14 protein-coding genes and 1 tRNA gene are annotated in these 21018 nt (G+C 54.3%); 12 read left to right on the plus strand and 3 right to left on the minus strand.

The genetic code is table 11. The annotated features are described in order from the left end of the window. Positions 1 to 28: 28 nt before the first annotated feature. The 3 genes from PHACT_RS00810 to PHACT_RS00820 all read left to right on the plus strand — a co-directional run bounded on the left by PHACT_RS00810 (position 29) and on the right by PHACT_RS00820 (position 6430). Positions 29 to 1687, plus strand: a complete 1659-nt coding sequence (locus tag PHACT_RS00810; RefSeq protein WP_070115487.1) for an AMP-binding protein — start codon at positions 29 to 31, stop codon at positions 1685 to 1687. Between the two features lie 12 nt (positions 1688 to 1699). Further along, a complete protein-coding gene (gene hrpA / locus PHACT_RS00815) occupies positions 1700 to 5602 on the plus strand; it encodes an ATP-dependent RNA helicase HrpA (protein WP_070115488.1) in 3903 nt (1300 codons plus the stop codon). Between the two features lie 102 nt (positions 5603 to 5704). Then, the gene (locus tag PHACT_RS00820) at positions 5705 to 6430 is read left to right on the plus strand and encodes an MlaA family lipoprotein (RefSeq protein WP_070115489.1); all 726 of its coding nucleotides are present in this window, start codon (positions 5705 to 5707) and stop codon (positions 6428 to 6430) included. Here PHACT_RS00820 and PHACT_RS00825 read toward each other — a convergent pair. Together PHACT_RS00825 and dusA are read right to left on the minus strand one after the other, a co-directional pair. Further along, positions 6427 to 6888, minus strand: a complete 462-nt coding sequence (locus PHACT_RS00825; RefSeq protein WP_070115490.1) for a tellurite resistance TerB family protein — start codon at positions 6886 to 6888, stop codon at positions 6427 to 6429. The genes PHACT_RS00820 and PHACT_RS00825 overlap by 4 nt on opposite strands. 41 nt (positions 6889 to 6929) lie before the next feature. Next, positions 6930 to 7991, minus strand: a complete 1062-nt coding sequence (gene dusA, locus PHACT_RS00830) for a tRNA dihydrouridine(20/20a) synthase DusA (RefSeq protein WP_397389508.1) — start codon at positions 7989 to 7991, stop codon at positions 6930 to 6932. 247 nt (positions 7992 to 8238) lie between these two features. On the opposite strand from dusA, the gene gltX reads away from it, so the two are divergent. Continuing rightward, positions 8239 to 9759: a glutamate--tRNA ligase gene (gene gltX, locus PHACT_RS00835; RefSeq protein ID WP_070115491.1), complete on the plus strand. Its 1521-nt coding sequence runs from the start codon at positions 8239 to 8241 to the stop codon at positions 9757 to 9759. Between the two features lie 63 nt (positions 9760 to 9822). Beyond that, a tRNA-Ala gene (locus PHACT_RS00840) sits at positions 9823 to 9898 on the plus strand. Positions 9899 to 10045: 147 nt separating this feature from the next. Here PHACT_RS00840 and gltA read toward each other — a convergent pair. Continuing rightward, complete coding sequence (gene gltA / locus PHACT_RS00845; protein ID WP_070115492.1) at positions 10046 to 11323, minus strand: citrate synthase; 1278 nt, start codon at positions 11321 to 11323, stop codon at positions 10046 to 10048. Between the two features lie 543 nt (positions 11324 to 11866). Here gltA and sdhC point away from each other — a divergent pair. The 7 genes from sdhC to lpdA all read left to right on the plus strand — a co-directional run bounded on the left by sdhC (position 11867) and on the right by lpdA (position 20989). Continuing rightward, positions 11867 to 12241: a succinate dehydrogenase, cytochrome b556 subunit gene (gene sdhC, locus PHACT_RS00850; RefSeq protein WP_070115493.1), complete on the plus strand. Its 375-nt coding sequence runs from the start codon at positions 11867 to 11869 to the stop codon at positions 12239 to 12241. After that, positions 12235 to 12603: a succinate dehydrogenase, hydrophobic membrane anchor protein gene (sdhD, locus tag PHACT_RS00855; protein ID WP_070115494.1), complete on the plus strand. Its 369-nt coding sequence runs from the start codon at positions 12235 to 12237 to the stop codon at positions 12601 to 12603. The genes sdhC and sdhD overlap by 7 nt, the downstream gene beginning before the upstream one ends. After that, entirely contained in the window at positions 12604 to 14376 is a 1773-nt protein-coding gene (gene sdhA, locus PHACT_RS00860; RefSeq protein ID WP_070115495.1) for a succinate dehydrogenase flavoprotein subunit, read from the plus strand. Between the two features lie 19 nt (positions 14377 to 14395). Then, positions 14396 to 15103, plus strand: coding sequence for a succinate dehydrogenase iron-sulfur subunit (locus tag PHACT_RS00865; protein WP_070115496.1), 708 nt, complete (start codon positions 14396 to 14398; stop codon positions 15101 to 15103). A gap of 88 nt (positions 15104 to 15191) precedes the next feature. Next, positions 15192 to 18035, plus strand: coding sequence for a 2-oxoglutarate dehydrogenase E1 component (locus tag PHACT_RS00870; protein ID WP_070115497.1), 2844 nt, complete (start codon positions 15192 to 15194; stop codon positions 18033 to 18035). A gap of 101 nt (positions 18036 to 18136) precedes the next feature. After that, the gene (odhB, locus tag PHACT_RS00875) at positions 18137 to 19408 is read left to right on the plus strand and encodes a 2-oxoglutarate dehydrogenase complex dihydrolipoyllysine-residue succinyltransferase (RefSeq protein ID WP_070115498.1); all 1272 of its coding nucleotides are present in this window, start codon (positions 18137 to 18139) and stop codon (positions 19406 to 19408) included. 129 nt (positions 19409 to 19537) lie between these two features. After that, the gene (gene lpdA / locus PHACT_RS00880) at positions 19538 to 20989 is read left to right on the plus strand and encodes a dihydrolipoyl dehydrogenase (protein ID WP_070115499.1); all 1452 of its coding nucleotides are present in this window, start codon (positions 19538 to 19540) and stop codon (positions 20987 to 20989) included. Positions 20990 to 21018: the final 29 nt, after the last annotated feature.

Below are 21018 nucleotides of genomic sequence, written 5' to 3' on the forward strand. Positions count from 1 at the left end.
CAGCGCAGTGTCCGAGGAGACCCGCATTATGTTTGCAGCAACCCAGATGTCAACTGAGCCGGATCTTGATCCTGGTCAGTTCAGCAAGATAGTCGATATCTTTGAATACGCTTTCAAAAACTATGCTGACATGCCTGCTTTCAGTTGTCTGAGTCACACCATCAGCTACGCCGAGCTTGATGAGCACAGTGCACGCTTTGCCAACTGGTTACGCGAAAGCAGCGGCCTCAAGCCTGGTGATCGTATCGCCATACAGTTGCCTAATTTGTTGCAGTTTCCGGTTGCCGTGGTGGCCGCAGCGCGCGCCGGTCTGGTGATGGTTAATACCAACCCGTTGTATACCGCGCGGGAAATGAAGCATCAGTTCCGCGACTCCGGCGTCAAGGGTGTGGTTATTCTGGAGAATTTCTGCGACAAACTTGAATCCATCATCAAAGAAACAGATATTGAATGTGTGGTGGTGACTCAACTCGCTGACATGTTACCGCAGCCAAAACGCCTGCTGATGAATCTGGCGGTTAAATACCTGAAGCGCATGGTGCCGTCATGGTCCATTGCCGGCGCCGTCAACTGGTCTGATGCATTGAGTAGTTCTCCGGCACGGCAACCAGCACCGGACAGCGGCACCGATGTCGCCATTGTACTGTATACCGGAGGCACCACCGGGCTGGCAAAAGGCGCAATGCTGACGCACAGTAATCTTGTGCACAACATGATGCAGCTGCGCGAAGTGAGCAAGCCCCTGATCCGCGATGGTAGCGATATCATTGTTGCGCCGTTGCCGCTCTACCATACCTATGCCTTCATGTTTCATTGCCTGGCGGCTGTTTACGCGGGCAACCATAGTGTATTGATTCCGAATCCACGCGACCTTGATGGTTTGTTAAAAACCTTGAAGTCATTGCCCCGGATAAACGGTTTTGTTGGTATCAATACCCTGTTTCTGGCCATGAGTCGCCACAAGGATATCGGCCAGATTGATTTCAGCCAGATGCGCTTTACCGGCGCCGGTGGTATGGCCCTGACCATCAGTGTGGCCGAGGAATGGCAGCGCGTGACCGGGTGTCAGGTATACGAGGGATATGGTCTGACTGAATGCTCACCTGTGGTCAGTGTTAATCCCCACCACAAAGTCAAGATAGGCACGGTGGGCCCCCCCGTGCCGGGCACCGAGGTCAAAACGGTCGATGATGACGGCAAGGACCTCGGCCTGAATGAGAAGGGCGAGTTATGGGTTCGTGGGCCACAGGTGATGAAAGGCTACTGGCTTAATGAATCGGCGACTGCAGACTCCATTACCGAAGATGGCTGGTTCAAGACCGGTGACTTCGCCATGATCGACGAAGAAGGTTTCATCAAGATTGTTGATCGCAAAAAGGATCTCATCATCGTTTCCGGCTTCAATGTTTATCCCAGCGAAGTGGAAGAGGTGGTCAATTCCCATCCGGGTGTTGCTGAAAGTGCCGCGATCGGCGTGCCCAGTGAGAAGAGTGGCGAGGGCATCAAGCTGTTTGTTGTGCGCCGTGACAATGTGCTGACCATTGCTGATGTCACAGCTCACTGCCGGGAAAATCTGACCGCGTATAAAGTACCCAAGGAGATCGTTTTTGTTGACGACCTGCCCAAGTCCAACGTTGGCAAGATCCTGCGGCGTGAAATTCGGGAGCAGGAGCTGAAGCAGCATTAACAAGCAGTCGCTATGAACAAAGATTTGCGGAGCCGGATCAAGCAGTGCCTGAGTGCGGATCAATTTTCGCTACAACAGGCCTTGTCCCGCCTGAACCGCCGGGCTGCAGAAGGTCGGGTTGACGCTGGCTACCAACAGGCACTGGCAACACTGCAAGCGCGTATCGAGAAATCGATGGCCAGCGTGCAGTCGCGGCTGGCAAAAATACCGGTTATCAACTATCCAGCCGAATTGCCGGTATCAGAGAAGCGCCAGGACATAGCTGATGCGCTGGAACGGCATCAGATTGTTGTCGTGGCAGGCGAAACCGGTTCCGGCAAAACCACACAAATCCCGAAAATATGTCTGGAGCTGGGTTACGGTGTGAAGGGCCTGATTGGCCACACCCAGCCGCGCCGTCTGGCTGCGCGCGCTGTCGCGTCACGCATTGCCGAAGAGCTGGGCGAGACCCTGGGGCAGGGCGTCGGCTATCAGGTCAGATTCAGTGACAACACCACGGAGCATACCTTCATCAAGTTGATGACTGACGGCATTCTGCTGGCTGAAATTCAGCAGGATCGTTTTCTCAACAAGTATGAAGTTCTGATTATTGATGAGGCTCACGAGCGCAGCCTGAATATCGATTTTCTACTGGGTTATCTCAAGCGTCTGAGCCGCCAGCGTCCCGACCTGAAGATCATTATTACCTCGGCCACCATTGATGTCGAAAAGTTCTCACGGCATTTTTCTGATGCACCCATCATCAGTGTGTCTGGACGGACCTATCCAGTAGAGATTCTGTACCAGGATCCGGCTGAACTGGATGGCGACGACAAGGACGATGAGATACTGCTCGCTGGCGTGATGCAAGCGTTACGGCGGCTGGAGAGTCTTGAACGCCAGCGTCGGCAGAGGCCGGGTGATGTGCTCATTTTTCTTAGCGGTGAACGTGAAATTCGTGATCTGGCGATGGCACTACGCAAACAGGAATTGCGACAGACCGAGATCCTGCCGTTGTATGCACGGCTGACCCAGAACGAGCAGCAACGTATTTTTGCGCCACATCAGGGACGACGAATTATTCTGTCCACCAACGTGGCCGAAACCTCACTAACGGTCCCGGGAATCAGGTATGTCATCGACAGCGGGCTGGTGCGAATCAGCCGCTACAGTGTGCAGAGCAAAGTGCAACGGTTGCCGATAGAACCGGTGTCGCAGGCCAGTGCGAATCAGCGTGCCGGTCGCTGCGGCCGGGTTGCCAGCGGCATCTGTATACGCCTGTATAGTGAGAGCGATTTTCTGGGTCGACCTCAGTACACGGATCCGGAGATCCAGCGCACCAATCTCAGTGCTGTGATCCTGCAGATGCTGTTACTCAAACTGGGCGACATCAGTCAGTTTCCCTTTGTTGAAGCGCCTGACCGTCGTGCAATCAACGATGGTTTTAAACTGCTGGATGAGCTGGGTGCCATCGACAATGAGCGCAAATTGACCGAAACCGGAAGAGCGATGGCGCGACTACCCGTTGATCCGCGGTTGGGTCGAATACTGCTTGAAGCCGCACAGCGGCATTCACTGTATGAGCTGTTGATCATTGTCAGCGCGCTGAGTGTTCAGGATCCGCGCGACACGCCGGCGGACAAACGTCAGGCAGCAAGACAGAAACATCAACAGTTTGCCAATGCAGAATCTGACTTTCTGTCGTGGGTGGTGCTGTGGGAAGAGGTAGAGAAACAACGTCAAGCATTGACGCAGGGTCAGTTTCGCAAATACTGTAAAGAAAACTTTCTGTCCTGGCTGCGCTTGCGTGAGTGGCGCGAAACCCATCGTCAGCTGAGTCTGTCGTGCCAATCCCTTGGTTTCAAGGCGCCTGGGCGCACAGAAAATCAGGACATCGATTACGAATCGGTTCACAGAGCGATGCTGCCAGGGTCGCTGAATCAACTTGGCCAGAAAACCCAGGATGGGTTTTACCTGGGCAGTCGTGGACGAAAATTTTCGCTCTTCCCCAGCTCGGCACTGTATAAAAAAATGCCGCGCTGGATTGTCAGTGCGGAACTGATCGAAACCAGTCGTCTGTTTGCTACCATGGCGGCACGTATCGAGCCCGACTGGGCGGTGGACGCCGCACCGCACCTGTTGCGTCGTGATCATTTTGAAGCGCACTGGGAGAAGAAGCGTGGTGAAGTGATCGCCTACGAGAAAATCAGTCTGTTCGGGCTGACCCTGATTGAAAAGCGCGCGGTGTCCTACGGTGCAATCGATCCGGTGCTGAGCCGGGACATCTTCATCCGTGAAGGCCTGGTGGCTGAGCAACTGGAGACAGGTCTTGCGTTCTATCACGCTAATTCGGACTTACTGGCCACGGTTCGGCGCCAGGAAGAGAAAGAGCGGCGTCCGGATATTCTGGTCAGCGATGATCAGCTGGCGGCATTTTATGATGAGCGACTGCCCAAATCGATCAACAATGTGGCTGCGCTGGAACACTGGTATCGTGAAGCGCAACAACAGTCTGATCCTTTGCGTATGCAGCGTGAGGATGTTGTCGCGCGTGACGTTGATCAGGGCAGTGAAGTCGCTTTTCCCGACAGTACGGCAGTTCACCATAACGAGTTATCCATCAACTACCGGTTTGAACCGGGTAGCGCCGAAGACGGTATCAGCATTGATGTACCGGCTCCATTGGTCAGCAGTCTGACCCAACTCGACCTTGACTGGGCTGTGCCCGGTCTGGTTCAGGAGCGTGCTGTGGCGTTGATGAAGAGCCTGCCCAAGGCCCTGCGAAAACAATTTGTGCCAGTGCCCGATTTTGCGTCGCGGGCACTGGAAAACGCCGGTCAGTCAAAGGAGGGCAGGCCTACCCAGACGCTGGTTGAATTATTGACCGAACAGGCCTGGTCTATGAAGCGTATTCGCCTGGCGCCCGATGACTGGGATCCGGCCGCGCTGCCTTTGCATCTGCAGCCCAGAGTTCGTGTGCTTGACGCCAGGCAGCGGGTGCTGGCGGTGGAACAGGATCTGTCCCGGCTGCAGCAACAATTCAGCGGCAGTGCGGCGGCCGCGACACGAGTGTCAACGCATCCGCTTGAGCGTTCCGGGATCACAGATTGGGATTTTGGTGATTTGCCGCCGATGGTGGAAACCAATGAGGGCATTCGCTTGCTGCGCTACCCGGCGCTCAGAGACGAAGGTGACAGCGTTGCCATTGTGTTGTGCGAGTCCGAACTCGGTGCCGGCCAGGTGTCTCAACGTGGTCTGGCGCGCCTGTTGATGCTGCGGACAGCACAGCAGAAGAACATGATCCTGAAACAGCTTGGCCGCGTACAAAACACGCTGGGGCTCAAATTGATTACACAGGACAAGGCCTGGCTGGAACATGCAGTGTCTGCTGTTTATCGGCTCTGCTTTCGCCTGAATGAGCGCAGGATCCTCACCCAGGCCGGGTTTGAGGCGTTGCTGGTGGAGGGCAGGGCTGAGCTGGTGGAACAGGCAGGGCGGCTGTGCCGCTTGCTGACAGAAAGTTATGACCTGTTGTTCACGATCAGGCGACAACTGGCTTCTTTGCCTGCCAGCTACACGGCCTTGAGCAGGGACATTGAAGGCCAGCTGAGCTTCCTGTTTCCCGATGATTTTCCGCTTTCGGTGGCGGATGCCTGGCTTTGGGAGTACCCCAGGTACCTGAAGGCCCTGCAGCAGCGCCTTGACAAATTGCCGGCCAATCTTAAGCGGGATCAGGACTCGCAGGCGGTGATCGCTGAGCTGCAGGCGATGTATGGTCAAGCGCATGTGCAGGCCAGGAGCGCTGAAGATCGGAATTTAGCAGAATTCCTCTGGTGGCTGCAGGAGCTGCGGGTTTCGCTGTTTGCCCAGACCCTGGGCACCCGGGGCCCGGTATCGGAGAAGCGCCTGCGCAAGCTGTTGGCGCCCCCCCGATAGGGCTATATCAAGCAACCGGCTAATCTGGGATAATGTGCGGTCCTTGTGATTGATGCACGCTTGGCGTTATCTGAATTGTTATGTTGTGGAGTGTTAAAACTAATGCAGTATCGGTGTAGCAAGATATCAGCGCTGGCCATGAGCCTGGGCTTGAGCCTTAGCGTGGCGACCAGTAGCGTTTCTGCACAACAGGCACCCGATTATGATCCCTGGCAGCCCGTTAACGTCAAAGTGCACGCGTTTAACGACTATGTCGACAGCAAGGTCCTGCGTCCGGTTGCCAACGGCTACACGCGTTACGTGCCATTACTGGCGCGCCGGGGCGTGAGCAATTTCTTCGCCAATATCAATAACATTTCAGTACTGGCCAACAACCTGTTGCAGTTCAAGCTGCAGGCGGCGGCTAATGACACTGGGCGCTTGATGCTCAACACCACATTCGGCCTCGGCGGTGTTCTCGATCTGGCTACCTGGGCGGGTTTTGACAAAAACGAGGAAGACTTTGGTCAGACCCTGGGCTACTGGGGCGTGCCGCCCGGCCCCTACGTGGTGATTCCTCTGTTCGGGCCCAGCACTGTGCGCGACGGGCTGGGCTTTGGTGTCGATAACTACACCAATCCTCTGAACCATCGCGAGGACGATCTGATGCGAAATGCCGCCTTTGTGCTGCAGCAGGTTGATCGTCGGGTTGAGGCGATGGCAGTAGATTCGCTGATGTCCGGCGATCCCTACATTTTCACCCGGGAAGCGTATCTGCAACAGCGCGAATACCTGGTCAAGGATGGCGAAGTGGCCAGCCAGCAGAGTGACTGGGGCAACTGGGATTAACCCTGTTCGTCACGCACACGCAATTTGGTTTTGATGAAATCACTGTGTGACACGTAAAGCAGGTCCGCTGTTTTGCGAATCATCTGCTCTTCGTACTTGTCCAGATGATCATCCGCCAGTGCCAGTCGCCACAGATTTTCTACCAGCAGCACCTTGTCTTCATAGTCATAGGTCTCGTTCATCAGGCTGGTAAACTCATAGAGCGACACAGCCTGCGCCGCTTCTTCTTCTGCCAGTTTGATAACGTCATCAAGCTGTTGCTCATCCATTGCAAAGGTCCTGGCCAGCACCTGACGCAACATCCGGGTTTCACGATCATCAATATGACGGTCGGTCTTGAGTAGCTCAAACATCAGTGCGGCACTGGCCAGCCGCAAGCGCTCCACCTTGTGTTCTGAGGTCTCCTGTTCAGGGCTGGCGAGCTGGTTGTCAAAGAATTGTCTGATCGCTGCTATCATGGGGGCTCCTTCGCTAAGTCCCGGTGGCTCTCAGCACGTTCTCAACACGTGCTTTTAATGCTGGCGTCGGCCAACGCAAGGGCATCCGTCAGGACATTGATTCCTGCGTTCTTGCGGTATGCGTTTTCACTCAGGTGACGGCGAAACAGGCGTCCGCCATTCTGTCCTTTAAACAGCCCCAGGATGTGTCGTGTCATGTGCTGCAGTGGCGTGCCCTGTGCCAGTTCGGTTTCAACGTAGGGCAGGTAGGCCGACATGATATCGCCTCTGGAGGGCACTGGCGTTTCGTCTTTAAACAACTGCTGGTCAACCTGTGCCAGAACATAGGGGTTGTGGTAGGCCTCGCGCCCCATCATGACGCCATCCAGAGCGCTGCCATGGGCGCCGTCGAGTAACTGGCGGCTCTGCTCCAGACCGGTGATGCCACCGTTGATGATGATGTCCAGCTCCGGGTAACGTTGTTTGATGCCGCGAACCCGCGGATAGTTGAGCGGCGGCACATCCCGGTTCTGTTTGGGACTTAGTCCCTGCAGGACCGCAATTCGTGCGTGAATGATGAAGGTTCGGCAACCGGCGCTGGCAACGCTGTCTACAAAGCGTTGCAGAAATTCATCAGAATCCTTGTCGTCAATGCCAATGCGGGATTTTACCGTGACCGGCAGCGTGGTGGCCGCCTGCATGGCGGTGACGCAGGCAGCAACCAGGTCCGGCTCCGCCATCAGGCAGGCGCCAAACTTGCCTGACTGCACGCGATCGCTGGGACAGCCAATGTTGAGATTGACTTCATCATAGCCCCATTGTTCAGCCAGTTCAGCGCAGTGGGCGAGTGCCGCCGGGTCACTGCCGCCCAGCTGCAGCGCCAGTGGATGTTCGGCCTGATCGAACTGCAGGTGCCGTTTTATGTCGCCATGCATCAGGGCGCCGGTGGTTACCATTTCGGTGTAGAGCCGTGCGTGGCGACTGAGCAGACGCAGGAAATACCGCTCATGGCGATCTGTCCAGTCGAGCATCGGGGCCACGCAGAAACGGTGCGGGCTGACCCCGCTTGCGTGTTGCTGACGGGCAATACTCCGGGTGTTATCAACAGTGTTGTTGTGTGTCAGGTTCAAAACGACGGCTCATTGGCTAAACAGGTTGTTAAGTATAACAAAGACCGGGCAATGGGAGGTCGAGCGTGGTGGACTTTCTCAACGCACTCAAAGCACTCAACGCACTTATCGTGCGTGTGGTCGGCTTTTTAATCGCACTTATCGTGCGCGTGGTGGACACCGCCACCATCACGTATAATCCGGGGGGGTTCAGGCCAAAGGCCTGAACCCGCCAAATTCTAGCGATGACAGCAGGAGTCCCATGTCAAATACGCCAACTTCCCAGGTACGAACCCGGATTGCACCATCACCCACTGGCGATCCGCACGTAGGCACCGCTTATATTGCGTTGTTCAATCGGTGTTTTGCGCGCCAGCATGGCGGCGAGTTTATCCTTCGCATTGAGGACACCGATCAGACACGAAGCACCGCACGTTCGGAACAGGACATTCTGCAAGCGTTGCGCTGGCTGGGTCTGGACTGGGCCGAGGGCCCGGATAATGGTGGTCCTCATGGCCCTTATCGGCAAAGCCAGCGCAGTGATATTTACCGCGAGCATATTCAGATACTGCTGGATAAAGGTCATGCCTTCCGTTGTTTCTGCACCGCTGAGCGCCTGGATGCCGTGCGCGCTGAACAGATGGCAAACAAACAGACCGCTGGTTATGACGGGCACTGCCTGTCGCTGAGTGACAAAGAGATTGCCAACAAGCTTGAGGCTCGCGAGTCGCACGTCATTCGCATGAAAGTGCCGCAGGAAGGGGAGTGTGTATTTCATGACCGCCTGCGCGGTGAGATTCGCATCAACTGGCAGCAAATCGACATGCAGGTGTTGATGAAGTCAGATCATTTGCCGACCTATCATTTTGCCAATGTCGTTGATGACCACCTGATGGAGATCACGCATGTAATACGCGGTGAAGAGTGGATCAATTCCACGCCCAAACACATTCTGCTGTATCAGCACTTTGGCTGGCAGGAACCACAGTTTTGTCATATGCCCCTGTTGCGTAACCCGGACAAAAGCAAGCTGAGTAAGCGCAAGAACCCGACCAGTATTTCCTACTATCAGGACATGGGCTATCTGTCCGATGCCATGGTGAACTATCTGGGTATGATGGGCTGGACAATGCCAGACGGTCGCGAGAAGTTCACGCTGGCAGAAATGGAGTCTGCCTTTGATATTGATCGCGTGTCGCTGGGGGGGCCGGTATTTGATGTTGAGAAACTGAACTGGCTGAACGGTAAGTACATCCGGGAGAATCTGGATACCGACACCTTCGCTGAAGCGTACAGTCAGTGGGCACTGGCCGATGGCAAAATGACGCAGATCATTCCGCTGATTAAAGATCGGGTGGAGCGTTTCAGCGACGTTGTGCCGCTTGCCGGATTTTTCCTGAGTGGCCTGCTGCCGGTGCATGAACAGGACTTTGCCCACAAACAGCTAAGCGCAGAGCAGTGCAAGCATATTTTGCAGTTGTATGTGTGGCAGCTGGAACAACTGACGGACTGGACGCGTGATGACGTTGAGCGCAGTGCTCAGCAGCTGGCTGCGTTCATGGGCATCAAGATACGTGAAACCCTGTTCCCGCTTTTTGTTGCCATTACCGGTAAGGCGGTGTCGGTGTCGGTGATTGATGCCATCACCATTCTGGGGCTGGATGTGAGCCGGGCGCGCATACGACATGCCGTTGATGTACTCGGCGGTGTTTCCAAGAAGGAAGCGAAAGTACTGGAAAAAACTTTCCGTGAGTTGCAATCCGGAGTGGAAAAAGCAATTTAAGGCATTGACAGCAGGAGGGTCGATGCCTAAAATGCGCGATCTCTGCAATACGCAGGGAATGAAGGGGCTATAGCTCAGCTGGGAGAGCGCAACGCTGGCAGCGTTGAGGTCATCGGTTCGATCCCGATTAGCTCCACCAAATATTCGTGCAAACCCAGACACAACAAACAGGCACAACAAAAAAGGGGTCAAGCAAAAGCTTGACCCCTTTTTTGTTGGCTACAATCCGGTTTTGCGCCTATCGAAGGGCCGGGGACGGAGACCCGGCTCCGTCCCCCCGAGGTTGTTACACCGGGTAGTCGCGTTTGGCCGCGCCTTTATACAACTGGCGTGGCCGACCGATTTTATAGGCACTGCTGATCATCTCATTCCAGTGTGCAATCCAGCCCGGTGTGCGGCCCAGTGCAAATATTACGGTGAACATGCTGGTGGGGATGCCAATAGCCTTAAGGATAATGCCGGAGTAAAAATCAACATTGGGGTACAGTTTACGCTCAATGAAATATTCATCTTCCAGAGCGATTTTTTCCAGACGTCGTGCGATTTTGAACAATGGATCGTTTTCAACACCGAGATCCGCCAGCACTTCATCACAAATTTTACGCATGACTTTCGAGCGTGGGTCAAAGTTTTTGTAAACCCGGTGACCGAAGCCCATCAGGCGGAAAGGGTCGTCCTTATCTTTGGCTTTGGCAATGAATTCTTCGATACGGGACTCGTCGCCAATTTCATTCAGCATATTCAGCACTGCTTCATTGGCACCACCGTGAGCCGGCCCCCAAAGCGCTGCAATGCCGGAGGCAATGCAGGCATAAGGATTGGCACCAGTGGAGCCGGCCAGGCGAACAGTGGACGTCGATGCGTTCTGTTCGTGATCAGCATGCAGCAGGAAAATGACATCCATGGCCTTGGCCAGTACGGGGCTGACGTTAGGCGCCTCGGCCGGAACGCCGAACATCATGTGGAGGAAATTTTCTGAATAGCTGAGGGTGTTGAGCGGGGACATGGCAGGCTGGCCGATTGAATTTTTGTAGGTCATTGCCGCCAGCGTGGGCATTTTTGCAATCAGGCGAATAGCTGCCAGCTTGCGATGCTCGGCGTCATCAATGTCCAGCCCGTCGTGATACAGGGCTGCCAGCGCGCCGGTTAGTGAGATCAGGACGGCCATTGGATGCGAGTTGCGCTGAAAGCCGTTAAGCAATTGCGCGATCTGCGCATCGACCATGGTGTGCCGTGTAACTTCTTCAATAAAAGCCGCTTTGGCAGCGTCATCGGGCAGTTCGCCATTCAGCAGCAGGTAGCAGGTCTCCAGATAGTCGGAATTATCTGCCAGCTGATCAATGGGATAGCCTCTGTGCAGCAGAACGCCGGCGTCGCCATCAATATAGGTAATTGATGACTCCGTGGAAGCTGTCGACATGAACCCGGGATCATAGGTGAACACACCTTGTGAGACCAGTTTGCGAACATCAATGACGTCCGGGCCGATGGTGCCTTCCAGTACGGGAAGTTCAATCACTTCCTGGCTGCCGGCCAGGCTCAAGCGGGCTTTTTTTTTGTTCACTCATAGTGTACTCCTGACTGATAAACTTCCAGCTGCCAGCGATTGCGTTTCATTGGAAACGACAAGCAGTCTGCTCTCGGTATGTTATCCCTCAATATATGTCGGTAACGGCCACTGACCTGTTACGCTGCGTCACGCGTTGTGTCTCATATATGTCATGCTGGGGGAGGCAGGGCCAGCGGCAAAACCGGTACTTTACCATAAACCGGCGCCGGGTCACTCCCCGAATACGTATAAATTATTACAGTTGACAAAACGTTGTCATTTATTGGCGTAAAGCCATCCCTTCGCCTTGTGTTTTATTGTATTCCGATCCCTATAAGTCTATACTCAGCGGCCGAACTCCCGGTCCCGTAACACGCCGGTGAAGTTAACGAAGCGCCTGAATGAACACAGAAAATTGTCCTCCCTGAGGGTCCTGCCTGAGGGGCATGAACAAGGGGGCACTGGTTCGGTTCAGACTCTCCGGAGGTTGATCAGCGCGTTGCGACTGGTCTTTTCGCTAACCGCGTCATGTAATGACGCTTCACTAAGTGGCTGCCAGTGAAAGACAACAGACCCAAGAATCTCGAACTCCAAACCATTAAATTTCCGCTACCGGCGATTACGTCGATCCTGCATCGAATTTCCGGTGTGATCGTATTTGTAGGTATCGCCATTTTGCTGTTCCTGCTGGCAGAGTCACTGAGCTCGGAGCAGGGCTTCAATAATGTCCAGCAGTGGCTGACTGCGCCACTGGTCAAATTTGTGGTGTGGGGCGTGTTGGCAGGATTGCTTTATCACCTGATCGCAGGCATCAAGCACCTGGTCATGGATACGGGCACAGGCGAAAGCCTGCAGGGCGGTATTAACGCTGCCAGGCTTGTTGTCATCGTATCTGCAATCGCAATTATCGCCGCGGGGGTGTGGATATGGTGAAGAATGTGATGAGTTTTGGCCGTAGTGGCCTGTCGGACTGGGTTATCCAGCGCGTCAGCGCGGTTATCCTGGCTGTCTATTTTGTTGGTCTGCTTGCTTTCATGCTGCTGACCCCGGATCTGGGTTTTGCCGAATGGCAGGCGCTGTTCAGCAGTACCTGGATGCGAATCGCCAGTCTGGCGGCATTGCTTGCCCTGTGCGCACACGCATGGATCGGGATGTGGACCATCGCCACGGATTACCTGAACAATTACATGATTGGCAATAAAGGCACTGTGATCAGGTTTCTGTTTCAGGCAGCCTGCGTGCTGTTGATATTCATCTACCTCGTCTGGGGTGTTCAGATTTTGTGGGGACTATAAATGAGCGGTATTCGTACAATCACTTTTGATGCGGTCATTGTTGGCGGCGGCGGCGCGGGTATGCGTGCCTCCCTGCAACTGTCGCAGTCCGGTTACAAGACCGCCGTAATCAGCAAGGTGTTCCCCACACGTTCGCACACGGTGTCAGCCCAGGGTGGCATAACCTGCGCCATTGCCAGTGATGATCCGAATGATGACTGGCGCTGGCATATGTATGACACCGTCAAGGGTTCTGACTATATTGGTGATCAGGACGCTATTGAATACATGTGTAGCGAAGGCCCCAAGACCGTGTTCGAACTGGAACATATGGGCCTGCCGTTTTCCCGAACCGAGAACGGCCGGATTTATCAGCGTCCTTTCGGTGGTCAGTCCAAAGATTTTGGCAAAGGTGGTCAGGCCGCGCGTACGTGCGCCGCTGCAGACCGGACCGGCCATGCCCTGTTGCATACGCTGTATCAGGGCAATGTGAAAAATGAGACGGTTTTCTTTAATGAATGGTATGCCGTGGACCTCGTTCGCAATGAGGACGGCGTCGTTGTCGGTGTTATTGCCATCTGCATCGAAACCGGTGAAACCGTTTTTGTTGAATCCAAAGCGACCGTGCTGGCCACCGGTGGCGCCGGTCGTATTTTTGCCTCTACCACCAACGCCCTGATCAACACCGGCGATGGTATCGGTATGGCGCTGCGCGCCGGTTATCCGATGCAGGATATGGAAATGTGGCAGTTCCACCCCACCGGTATTCATGGCGCGGGTACGCTGGTCACGGAAGGCTGTCGTGGCGAAGGTGGCTACCTGATCAACAAGGATGGCGAGCGCTTCATGGAACGTTACGCCCCCAATGCGAAAGACCTGGCGGGCCGCGATGTAGTAGCACGCTCCATGGTTCAGGAAATTCTGGCCGGCAAGGGCTGTGGCCCCAAAGGTGATCACGTACTGCTGAAGCTGGATCACCTGGGCGAAAAAGTATTGAACGAGAAACTGCCGGGCATTCTTGAGCTGTCGCGTACCTTTGCCCATGTGGATCCGGTTAAAGAGCCGATTCCGGTCATCCCGACCTGTCACTACATGATGGGTGGTATCCCGACCAACGTGAATGGTCAGGCGATCTCACAAAATGCAGACGGCGAAGACGAGCTCATTCACGGTCTGTTTGCGGTCGGTGAGGCTGCCTGTGTATCAGTTCACGGTGCCAATCGACTGGGTGGTAACTCATTGCTGGATCTGGTGGTATTTGGCCGGGCCGCGGGCAAACATATCGAAAGCATGCTGGGTCAGGGCGTTGAGTACCGGGCCGCCTCGGAAGCGGATATCGAGAAGGCCATGGCGCGCCTGAATCGACTTAACAACTCTACCGAAGGTGAGGATGTTGCCGACCTGCGCGAAGAGCTGCAGAGCATCATGCAGAACCACTTTGGTGTGTTCCGTACCGGTGACTTCATGCGTGAAGGCATCAAGAAGCTGGAAGCACTTCGCCCCCGTATTGCAAACGTGAAGCTGGGTGACAAGAGCAACGCATTCAATACGGCGCGCATCGAAGCACTGGAATTGGAGAATCTGTTCGAAGTGGCGGAAGCCACCGCATTGTCGGCGGAAGCACGCACCGAAAGTCGCGGCGCGCATGCGCGCGAAGACTACCAGGAGCGTGACGATGAAAACTGGCTGTGCCACTCGGTTTATCATCCGACCTCGCGCCAGTTGACCAAGCGTGCTGTTAATTTTGCACCCAAAACAGTCGACAAGTTCGAGCCCAAGATTCGTACCTATTAATAAACAAAGGTGAACTAACGTGTTAGTCAGTGTTTATCGTTACAACCCGGAAACAGACAGCAAGCCATTCATGCAGGATTACGAGATTGAACTGCCGGAAGGTCGTGATCTGATGGTGCTGGATGTTCTGGCCCTGATCAAGAAGCAGGATCAGACTGTTGCCTACCGTCGCTCCTGCCGGGAAGGTGTTTGTGGCTCTGATGGTATGAACATGAACGGTACCAATGGTCTGGCGTGTATCACGCCGGTATCGGTCGCCACCAAGGGCGGTAATAAACTGGTACTGCGCCCACTGCCGGGTCTGCCGGTTGTCCGCGACCTGGTGGTTGACATGAGCATCTTCTACGAGCAGTTCGAAAAGGTTAAACCTTTCCTGCTTAATGACACACCGGCGCCCGCCATTGAGCGCCTGCAGTCGCCTGAGGATCGCGCCAAGCTCGACGGTCTGTACGAGTGCATTCTGTGCGCATGCTGCAGCACCAGTTGCCCGTCATTCTGGTGGAACCCGGACAAGTTCATTGGTCCTGCCGGTCTGCTGCAGGCATACCGCTTCCTGGCAGATAGCCGGGACCTGGCGACCGAAGAACGTCTTGAGGGCCTGGAAGATCCGTTCAGCGTGTTCCGCTGCCGGGGCGTCATGAACTGTGTCGCGGTGTGCCCCAAGGGCCTGAATCCGACCAAGGCTATTGGTCATATACGCCACATGCTATTGCAGCGCGGCGCCTGAGGAACCAGTATTTTTTATAGAGGCGTTTCCGGTGCCGCTCACAAGGTGGTTATCGAGAAACCGCCTCTGTTGACCGGGAATTATTGAAATGCATAACAGCATCATGGAGTTAATGTGGAGCACCGGACACCTGTCTGGTGGCAACGCGGAGTACGTTGAGCAGTTGTATGATCAGTATCTGACTGATCCTGACAATGTGGCTGAGGAATGGCGCCGCTATTTTGACGAGTTGCCCAAAATCGCCGAGCAGAATCAGGGCGATGTCTCTCACAAGGAGATACAGGAGTATTTTCGTCGTATTGGCAAAACCAGCCGGTTTATGCCTGTGCTCAGTAATGACGTTGTTGTCAATTCCGAGCATGAAAACAAGCAGGTTCAGGTTCTCCACCTGATAAGCTCATACCGCGTTCGTGGCCATCAAAAGGCGACACTGGATCCATTGTCCCTGATGCATCGTGAACGGGTGCCGGATCTCGAGCTGGATTTCCATAACCTTTCTCCTGCCGACAATTCCACAGTATTCCAGACGGGTTCACTGCATATCAATCGCGACACCGCAACGCTGCGCGAGCTGGTTGACGTTCTGGAAAAAATCTATTGCGGATCGATTGGTTATGAATTCATGCACATTGTGGATCTGGCCGAGAAGCAGTGGATACAAAAGCGAATAGAGCCCAAACATGGTAATCCGGGTTTTGAGCCTGAAGTACAGCGACACCTTCTGGAGCGTCTGGCTGCCGCCGAGGGTCTGGAAAAACACCTGGACTCCAAATACCCGGGTACCAAGCGCTTTGGTCTTGAAGGTGGCGAGAGCCTGATCCCGCTGGTGGATGAACTGATCCAGCGTGCCGGCAGTTATGGTGTAAAGGAAGTTGTGATGGGCATGGCCCACCGCGGAAGACTTAACATGCTGGTCAATATTCTGGGTAAGAACCCGGCGGACCTGTTCAGCGAGTTTGAAGGCCGAACCGAATACAAAAGTTCTGGTGACGTTAAGTACCATCAGGGCTTTTCATCCAACATCATGACGCCCGGTGGTGAAGTGCACCTGGCGATGGCGTTTAACCCGTCACACCTGGAAATTGTCTCCCCCGTGGTAGAAGGTTCGGTGCGGGCACGCCAGGATCGTCGCAAGGACAACCTGGGTCATGCCGTTGTGCCTATCAGCATTCATGGTGATGCCGCTTTCGCGGGGCAGGGCGTGGTCATGGAAACATTCCAGATGTCGCAGACCCGTGCCTATGCCACCGGCGGCACCGTCCATATCATCATCAACAACCAGGTTGGCTTTACCACCAGCCGTCAGGACGATGCGCGTTCGACAGAGTATTGTACTGATGTGGCAAAAATGGTCCAGGCTCCGATTTTTCATGTCAATGCGGATGATCCGGAAGCCGTGCTGTTTGTCACTCAACTTGCGCTTGATTTCAGGTACGAGTTCAAAAAAGACGTGGTGATTGACCTCGTCTGTTATCGCCGCCGTGGTCACAACGAGACCGACGAGCCGGCGTCGACGCAGCCGACCATGTACCAGACCATTCGCCAACACCCGACCACGCGCGCGCTGTATGCGGAACGCATGATCAGCGAAGGTGTTGTCAGCAGCGAAGAAGTGGACGAAATGAATTCGTCTTATCGTAGCGCGCTGGACACAGGCTCTCACGTGGTCAAGAGTCTGATTAAAGAACCCAATGTTGAAATGTTTGTCGACTGGAATCCTTATCTGGGGCACACCTGGAGTCCGCATTACAATACCTCGATAAAACTGGAAACGCTGCAGGCGCTGGCGAAAAAAGTGACTTCGGTGCCCAAGAATCTGACCTTGCACCGTCAGGTGCAGAAGATTGCCGATGACCGTCAGAAGATGGCTGATGGCGAGTTGCCGGTTGACTGGGGTTTTGCTGAAACCCTGGCTTATGCCAGTGTGCTGACCAGCGGCAATCGAATCCGTATCACGGGCCAGGATGTGGGGCGGGGTACATTCTCGCACCGGCATGCTGTGCTGCGCGACCAGAACTCCGAGGAGGAATATATTCCACTGCGGACACTGGTGGCGGATCCGAAAATGTTCTGCATTTACGATTCACTGTTGTCGGAAGAGGCGGTACTGGCGTTTGAGTACGGTTACGCGACGACAGCGCCCAATGCACTGGTGATCTGGGAAGCCCAGTTCGGTGATTTTGCCAACTCGGCACAGGTTGTGATTGACCAGTTTATTACCAGCGGCGAACACAAGTGGCAGCGCCTGTGTGGGTTGACCATGTTGTTGCCGCACGGTTATGAAGGTCAGGGGCCGGAACATTCGTCAGCACGCCTGGAGCGTTTCCTGCAGATGTGCGCTGAACACAATATTCAGGTCTGTCTGCCGACAACGTCAGCGCAGGTGTTCCATATGCTGCGCAAACAGGTGCTGTGTCCATTGCGCAAGCCACTGATCGTGATGTCACCAAAAAGTTTGTTGAGGCACAAGGAAACCACAGCGACGCTGGAGGAGCTGGCCGAAGGTTCATTCCAGGTGGTGATAGACGAAACTGATGACAATATCGTCAAGAAGAAGGTTGATCGGGTCATTCTGTGTTCGGGTAAGGTCTATTACGACCTGCGCGCCGAGCGCCGTAGCCGGGAAATCGAAAACATTGCCATTATTCGCCTGGAGCAACTGTATCCGTTCCCGGAAGCGGATCTGACTGAGGCAATGAAACAGTACTCAAACGTCAGCGACGTGGTCTGGTGCCAGGAAGAACCCATGAACCAGGGTGCCTGGTATTCAAGTCAGCATCATATGCGAAACGTGCTCCAAAATCTTGGCTCCAGTGTCAATCTGCGTTATGCCGGCCGTGAAGCATCTGCATCACCTGCAGCAGGTTACCCGGCGTTGCATTTGAAGCAGCTGAAAGCGTTTCTTGAGCAGGCGCTGGGCGATAAGGAGTGAATGCCAGGGGTTTGCCTGCAAATCAGTTTGGATGGTAATTGAATTTTAAAATTAAGGTTTGATGAATAAAAATCAGACACACATGAGTGTAAGGAACAGACATGTCTATTGAGATCAAAGCACCAACACTGCCGGAATCAGTGCCAGATGGCACTATCGCAAGCTGGCACAAGAAGGCTGGTGATGCAGTCAAGCGCGATGAACTCCTTGTTGATATCGAAACCGACAAGGTTGTCATTGAAGTGGTATCGCCTGCAGACGGTGTTCTGGAGAAGATTGTTAAGGATTCTGGTGACACCATCGTCAGCAACGAACTGATTGCTCTGGTCAAAGAGGGTGCTGCCGCATCCGGCGGCGACAAATCTTCTGCGTCAGATGATGACAAGGGCGATAACAAGTCGGAGAGCAAGTCCGACAGCCAGTCAGACAAAAAGAGTGGTTCAGGCACTGACAAAAAATCCGAATCAGCATCAGATGACGCACCGTTGCTGAGCCCTGCTGCCAAGAAACTGGCAGAAGAGCATGGCCTCAAGGCTGACCAGATCAGTGGCAGCGGTAAAGATGGCCGTGTCACCAAAGAAGATGTGATGAGTGCCATTGAAGGCGGCTCTAAATCCGCTTCCAGCTCCTCCAGCAAGCGCGAGCATCCAGTGGCCGACATGTCATCCGGGCGCGTTGAGGAACGTGTGCCAATGAGCCGCCTGCGTGCCAAGGTGGCGGAGCGACTGCTGCAGGCGTCGCAGACGACTGCCATGCTCACGACCTTCAATGAAGTGAATATGGAGCCGGTGATGTCACTGCGCTCGCGCTATAAGGACCAGTTCGAAAAAGCGCATGATGGTGTGCGTCTGGGCTTCATGTCCTTCTTTGTCCGTGCCTGTGTTGAAGCGCTGAAACGTTACCCTGCGGTCAATGCGTCAATTGACGGCAGTGACATTGTCTACCATGGCTATCAGGATATCGGTGTTGCGGTATCGTCGCCTCGCGGCCTGGTTGTGCCCGTGCTGCGCAATGCCGACCACATGAGTCTGGCGCAGGTAGAAGGCAAGATTCGTGAATATGGCCTGAAAGCAAAAGACGGCAAATTGTCCATGGATGAGATGACAGGCGGCACATTTACCATCTCCAATGGCGGTGTGTTTGGGTCTCTGTTGTCTACGCCCATTCTTAACCCGCCACAAACCGCGATTCTGGGAATGCACAAAATCCAGGAGCGCCCGATGGCAGTTAACGGCAAAGTCGAAATATTGCCAATGATGTACCTCGCGCTGTCGTATGACCACCGCATTATAGATGGCAAAGAGGCCGTACAGTTCCTGGTTACAATCAAAGATCTGTTGGAAGATCCTGCGAGAATCCTGCTGGAGATCTGATGGTCGGCGCTGCGGCGCTGGATCAGAGCCAGCACTTTTCTCGCCTCGCATGAGCCACAGCAACACAAGCGCTGTGGCTCATGTGTTTCACGGATCAGTAACTGAAAGATAAACGGACAGGAAAAAATTATGACTAAAAAATACGATGTAGTAGTGATTGGTGCCGGCCCGGCCGGTTATGTTGCGGCAATTCGCTGTGCGCAGCTTGGCCTGAAAACCATCTGTGTTGAAAAATGGCATGACGACAAGAAAGAAGCCGTGTTTGGCGGCACTTGCCTGAATGTGGGTTGCATACCGTCGAAAGCTTTGCTTGACTCGTCGCACAAGTTTGCCGAAGCCCAGAAAGGCTTTGACGTACACGGCATTTCCCTGGAAAAACTGGCCATTGATGTGCCGGCGATGATTGACCGCAAGGCCAAAATCGTCAAGCAACTGACGCAGGGCGTGAAGGGGTTGTTTACGCATAACAAAGTGGAAAGCATTCAAGGCACGGGCAAATTGTTGAAAGACAAAAAAGTTGAAGTGACCGATGCTGATGGCAAGACGCAGACCATTGAAGGCGAAAACATCATTCTGGCTGCTGGCTCTGAACCGATCAGTATTCCGCCAGCACCCGTTGATCAGGAAACCATCGTTGATTCCACTGGCGCACTGGAGTTCTCCGCTGTGCCCAAGCGCGTAGGCGTGATTGGCGCCGGTGTTATTGGTCTGGAACTTGGCAGTGTCTGGGCTCGACTGGGGTCAGAAGTAACTGTACTGGAAGCGCTTGAAGACTTCCTGCCAGCAGTGGATCAGCAAGTGGCCAAGGAAGCCAAAAAGGTACTTGAAAAGCAGGGCCTGGATATCAAGCTGGGCAGCAAGGTTTCTGGCACCAAGCTCGGCGGCAAAGGCAAAAACAAAACCGTTACGGTCAGCTACACCGACAAAGACGGCGATCAGGAAATCGTCTTCGACAAGTTGATTGTAGCCGTTGGGCGTCGCCCCGTTTCCAAAGACCTGCTGTCTGATGATTGCGGCGTCGAGATCGACAAGCGCGGCTTTGTTGTTGTAGACGAGCAGTGTGCCACCAAGGTTCCGGGTGTTTACGCTGCGGGCGACCTGGTACGAGGCCCGATGCTGGCACATAAAGGTTCCGAAGAAGGCGTCATGGTTGCTGAGCGGATCGCTGGCAAGAAAACCCAGGTAAACTATGATCTGGTGCCATTTGTCATTTATACCCACCCGGAAATTGCCTGGGTCGGTAAGAACGAGCAACAGCTCAAAGAAGAAGGCGTTGAGTATAGCGTCGGCACTTTCCCGTTCAGTATCAATGGTCGCGCCATGGCCGCCAATGATACTGCCGGCCTGGTAAAACTGATTGCGCATGCCAAAACCGATCGTGTGCTGGGCGCTCATATCATTGGGCCAAGTGCTGCCGATCTGGTACAGCAGGTTGCAATCGCCATGGAGTTCAGTGCCAGTGCCGAAGATCTGGGGCTGACCATGTTCTCACACCCGACCTTGTCGGAAGCAGTGCACGAAGCAGCATTGGCCGTTGGCGGTCATGCCATCCATGCTGCCAACAAACGTAAGCGCAATTGATTCATGCGCTTTTATAACAGAGGAATTAC

It is taken from the genome of Pseudohongiella acticola, from assembly GCF_001758195.1.
Classification (GTDB): Bacteria; Pseudomonadota; Gammaproteobacteria; order Pseudomonadales; family Pseudohongiellaceae; genus Pseudohongiella; species Pseudohongiella acticola.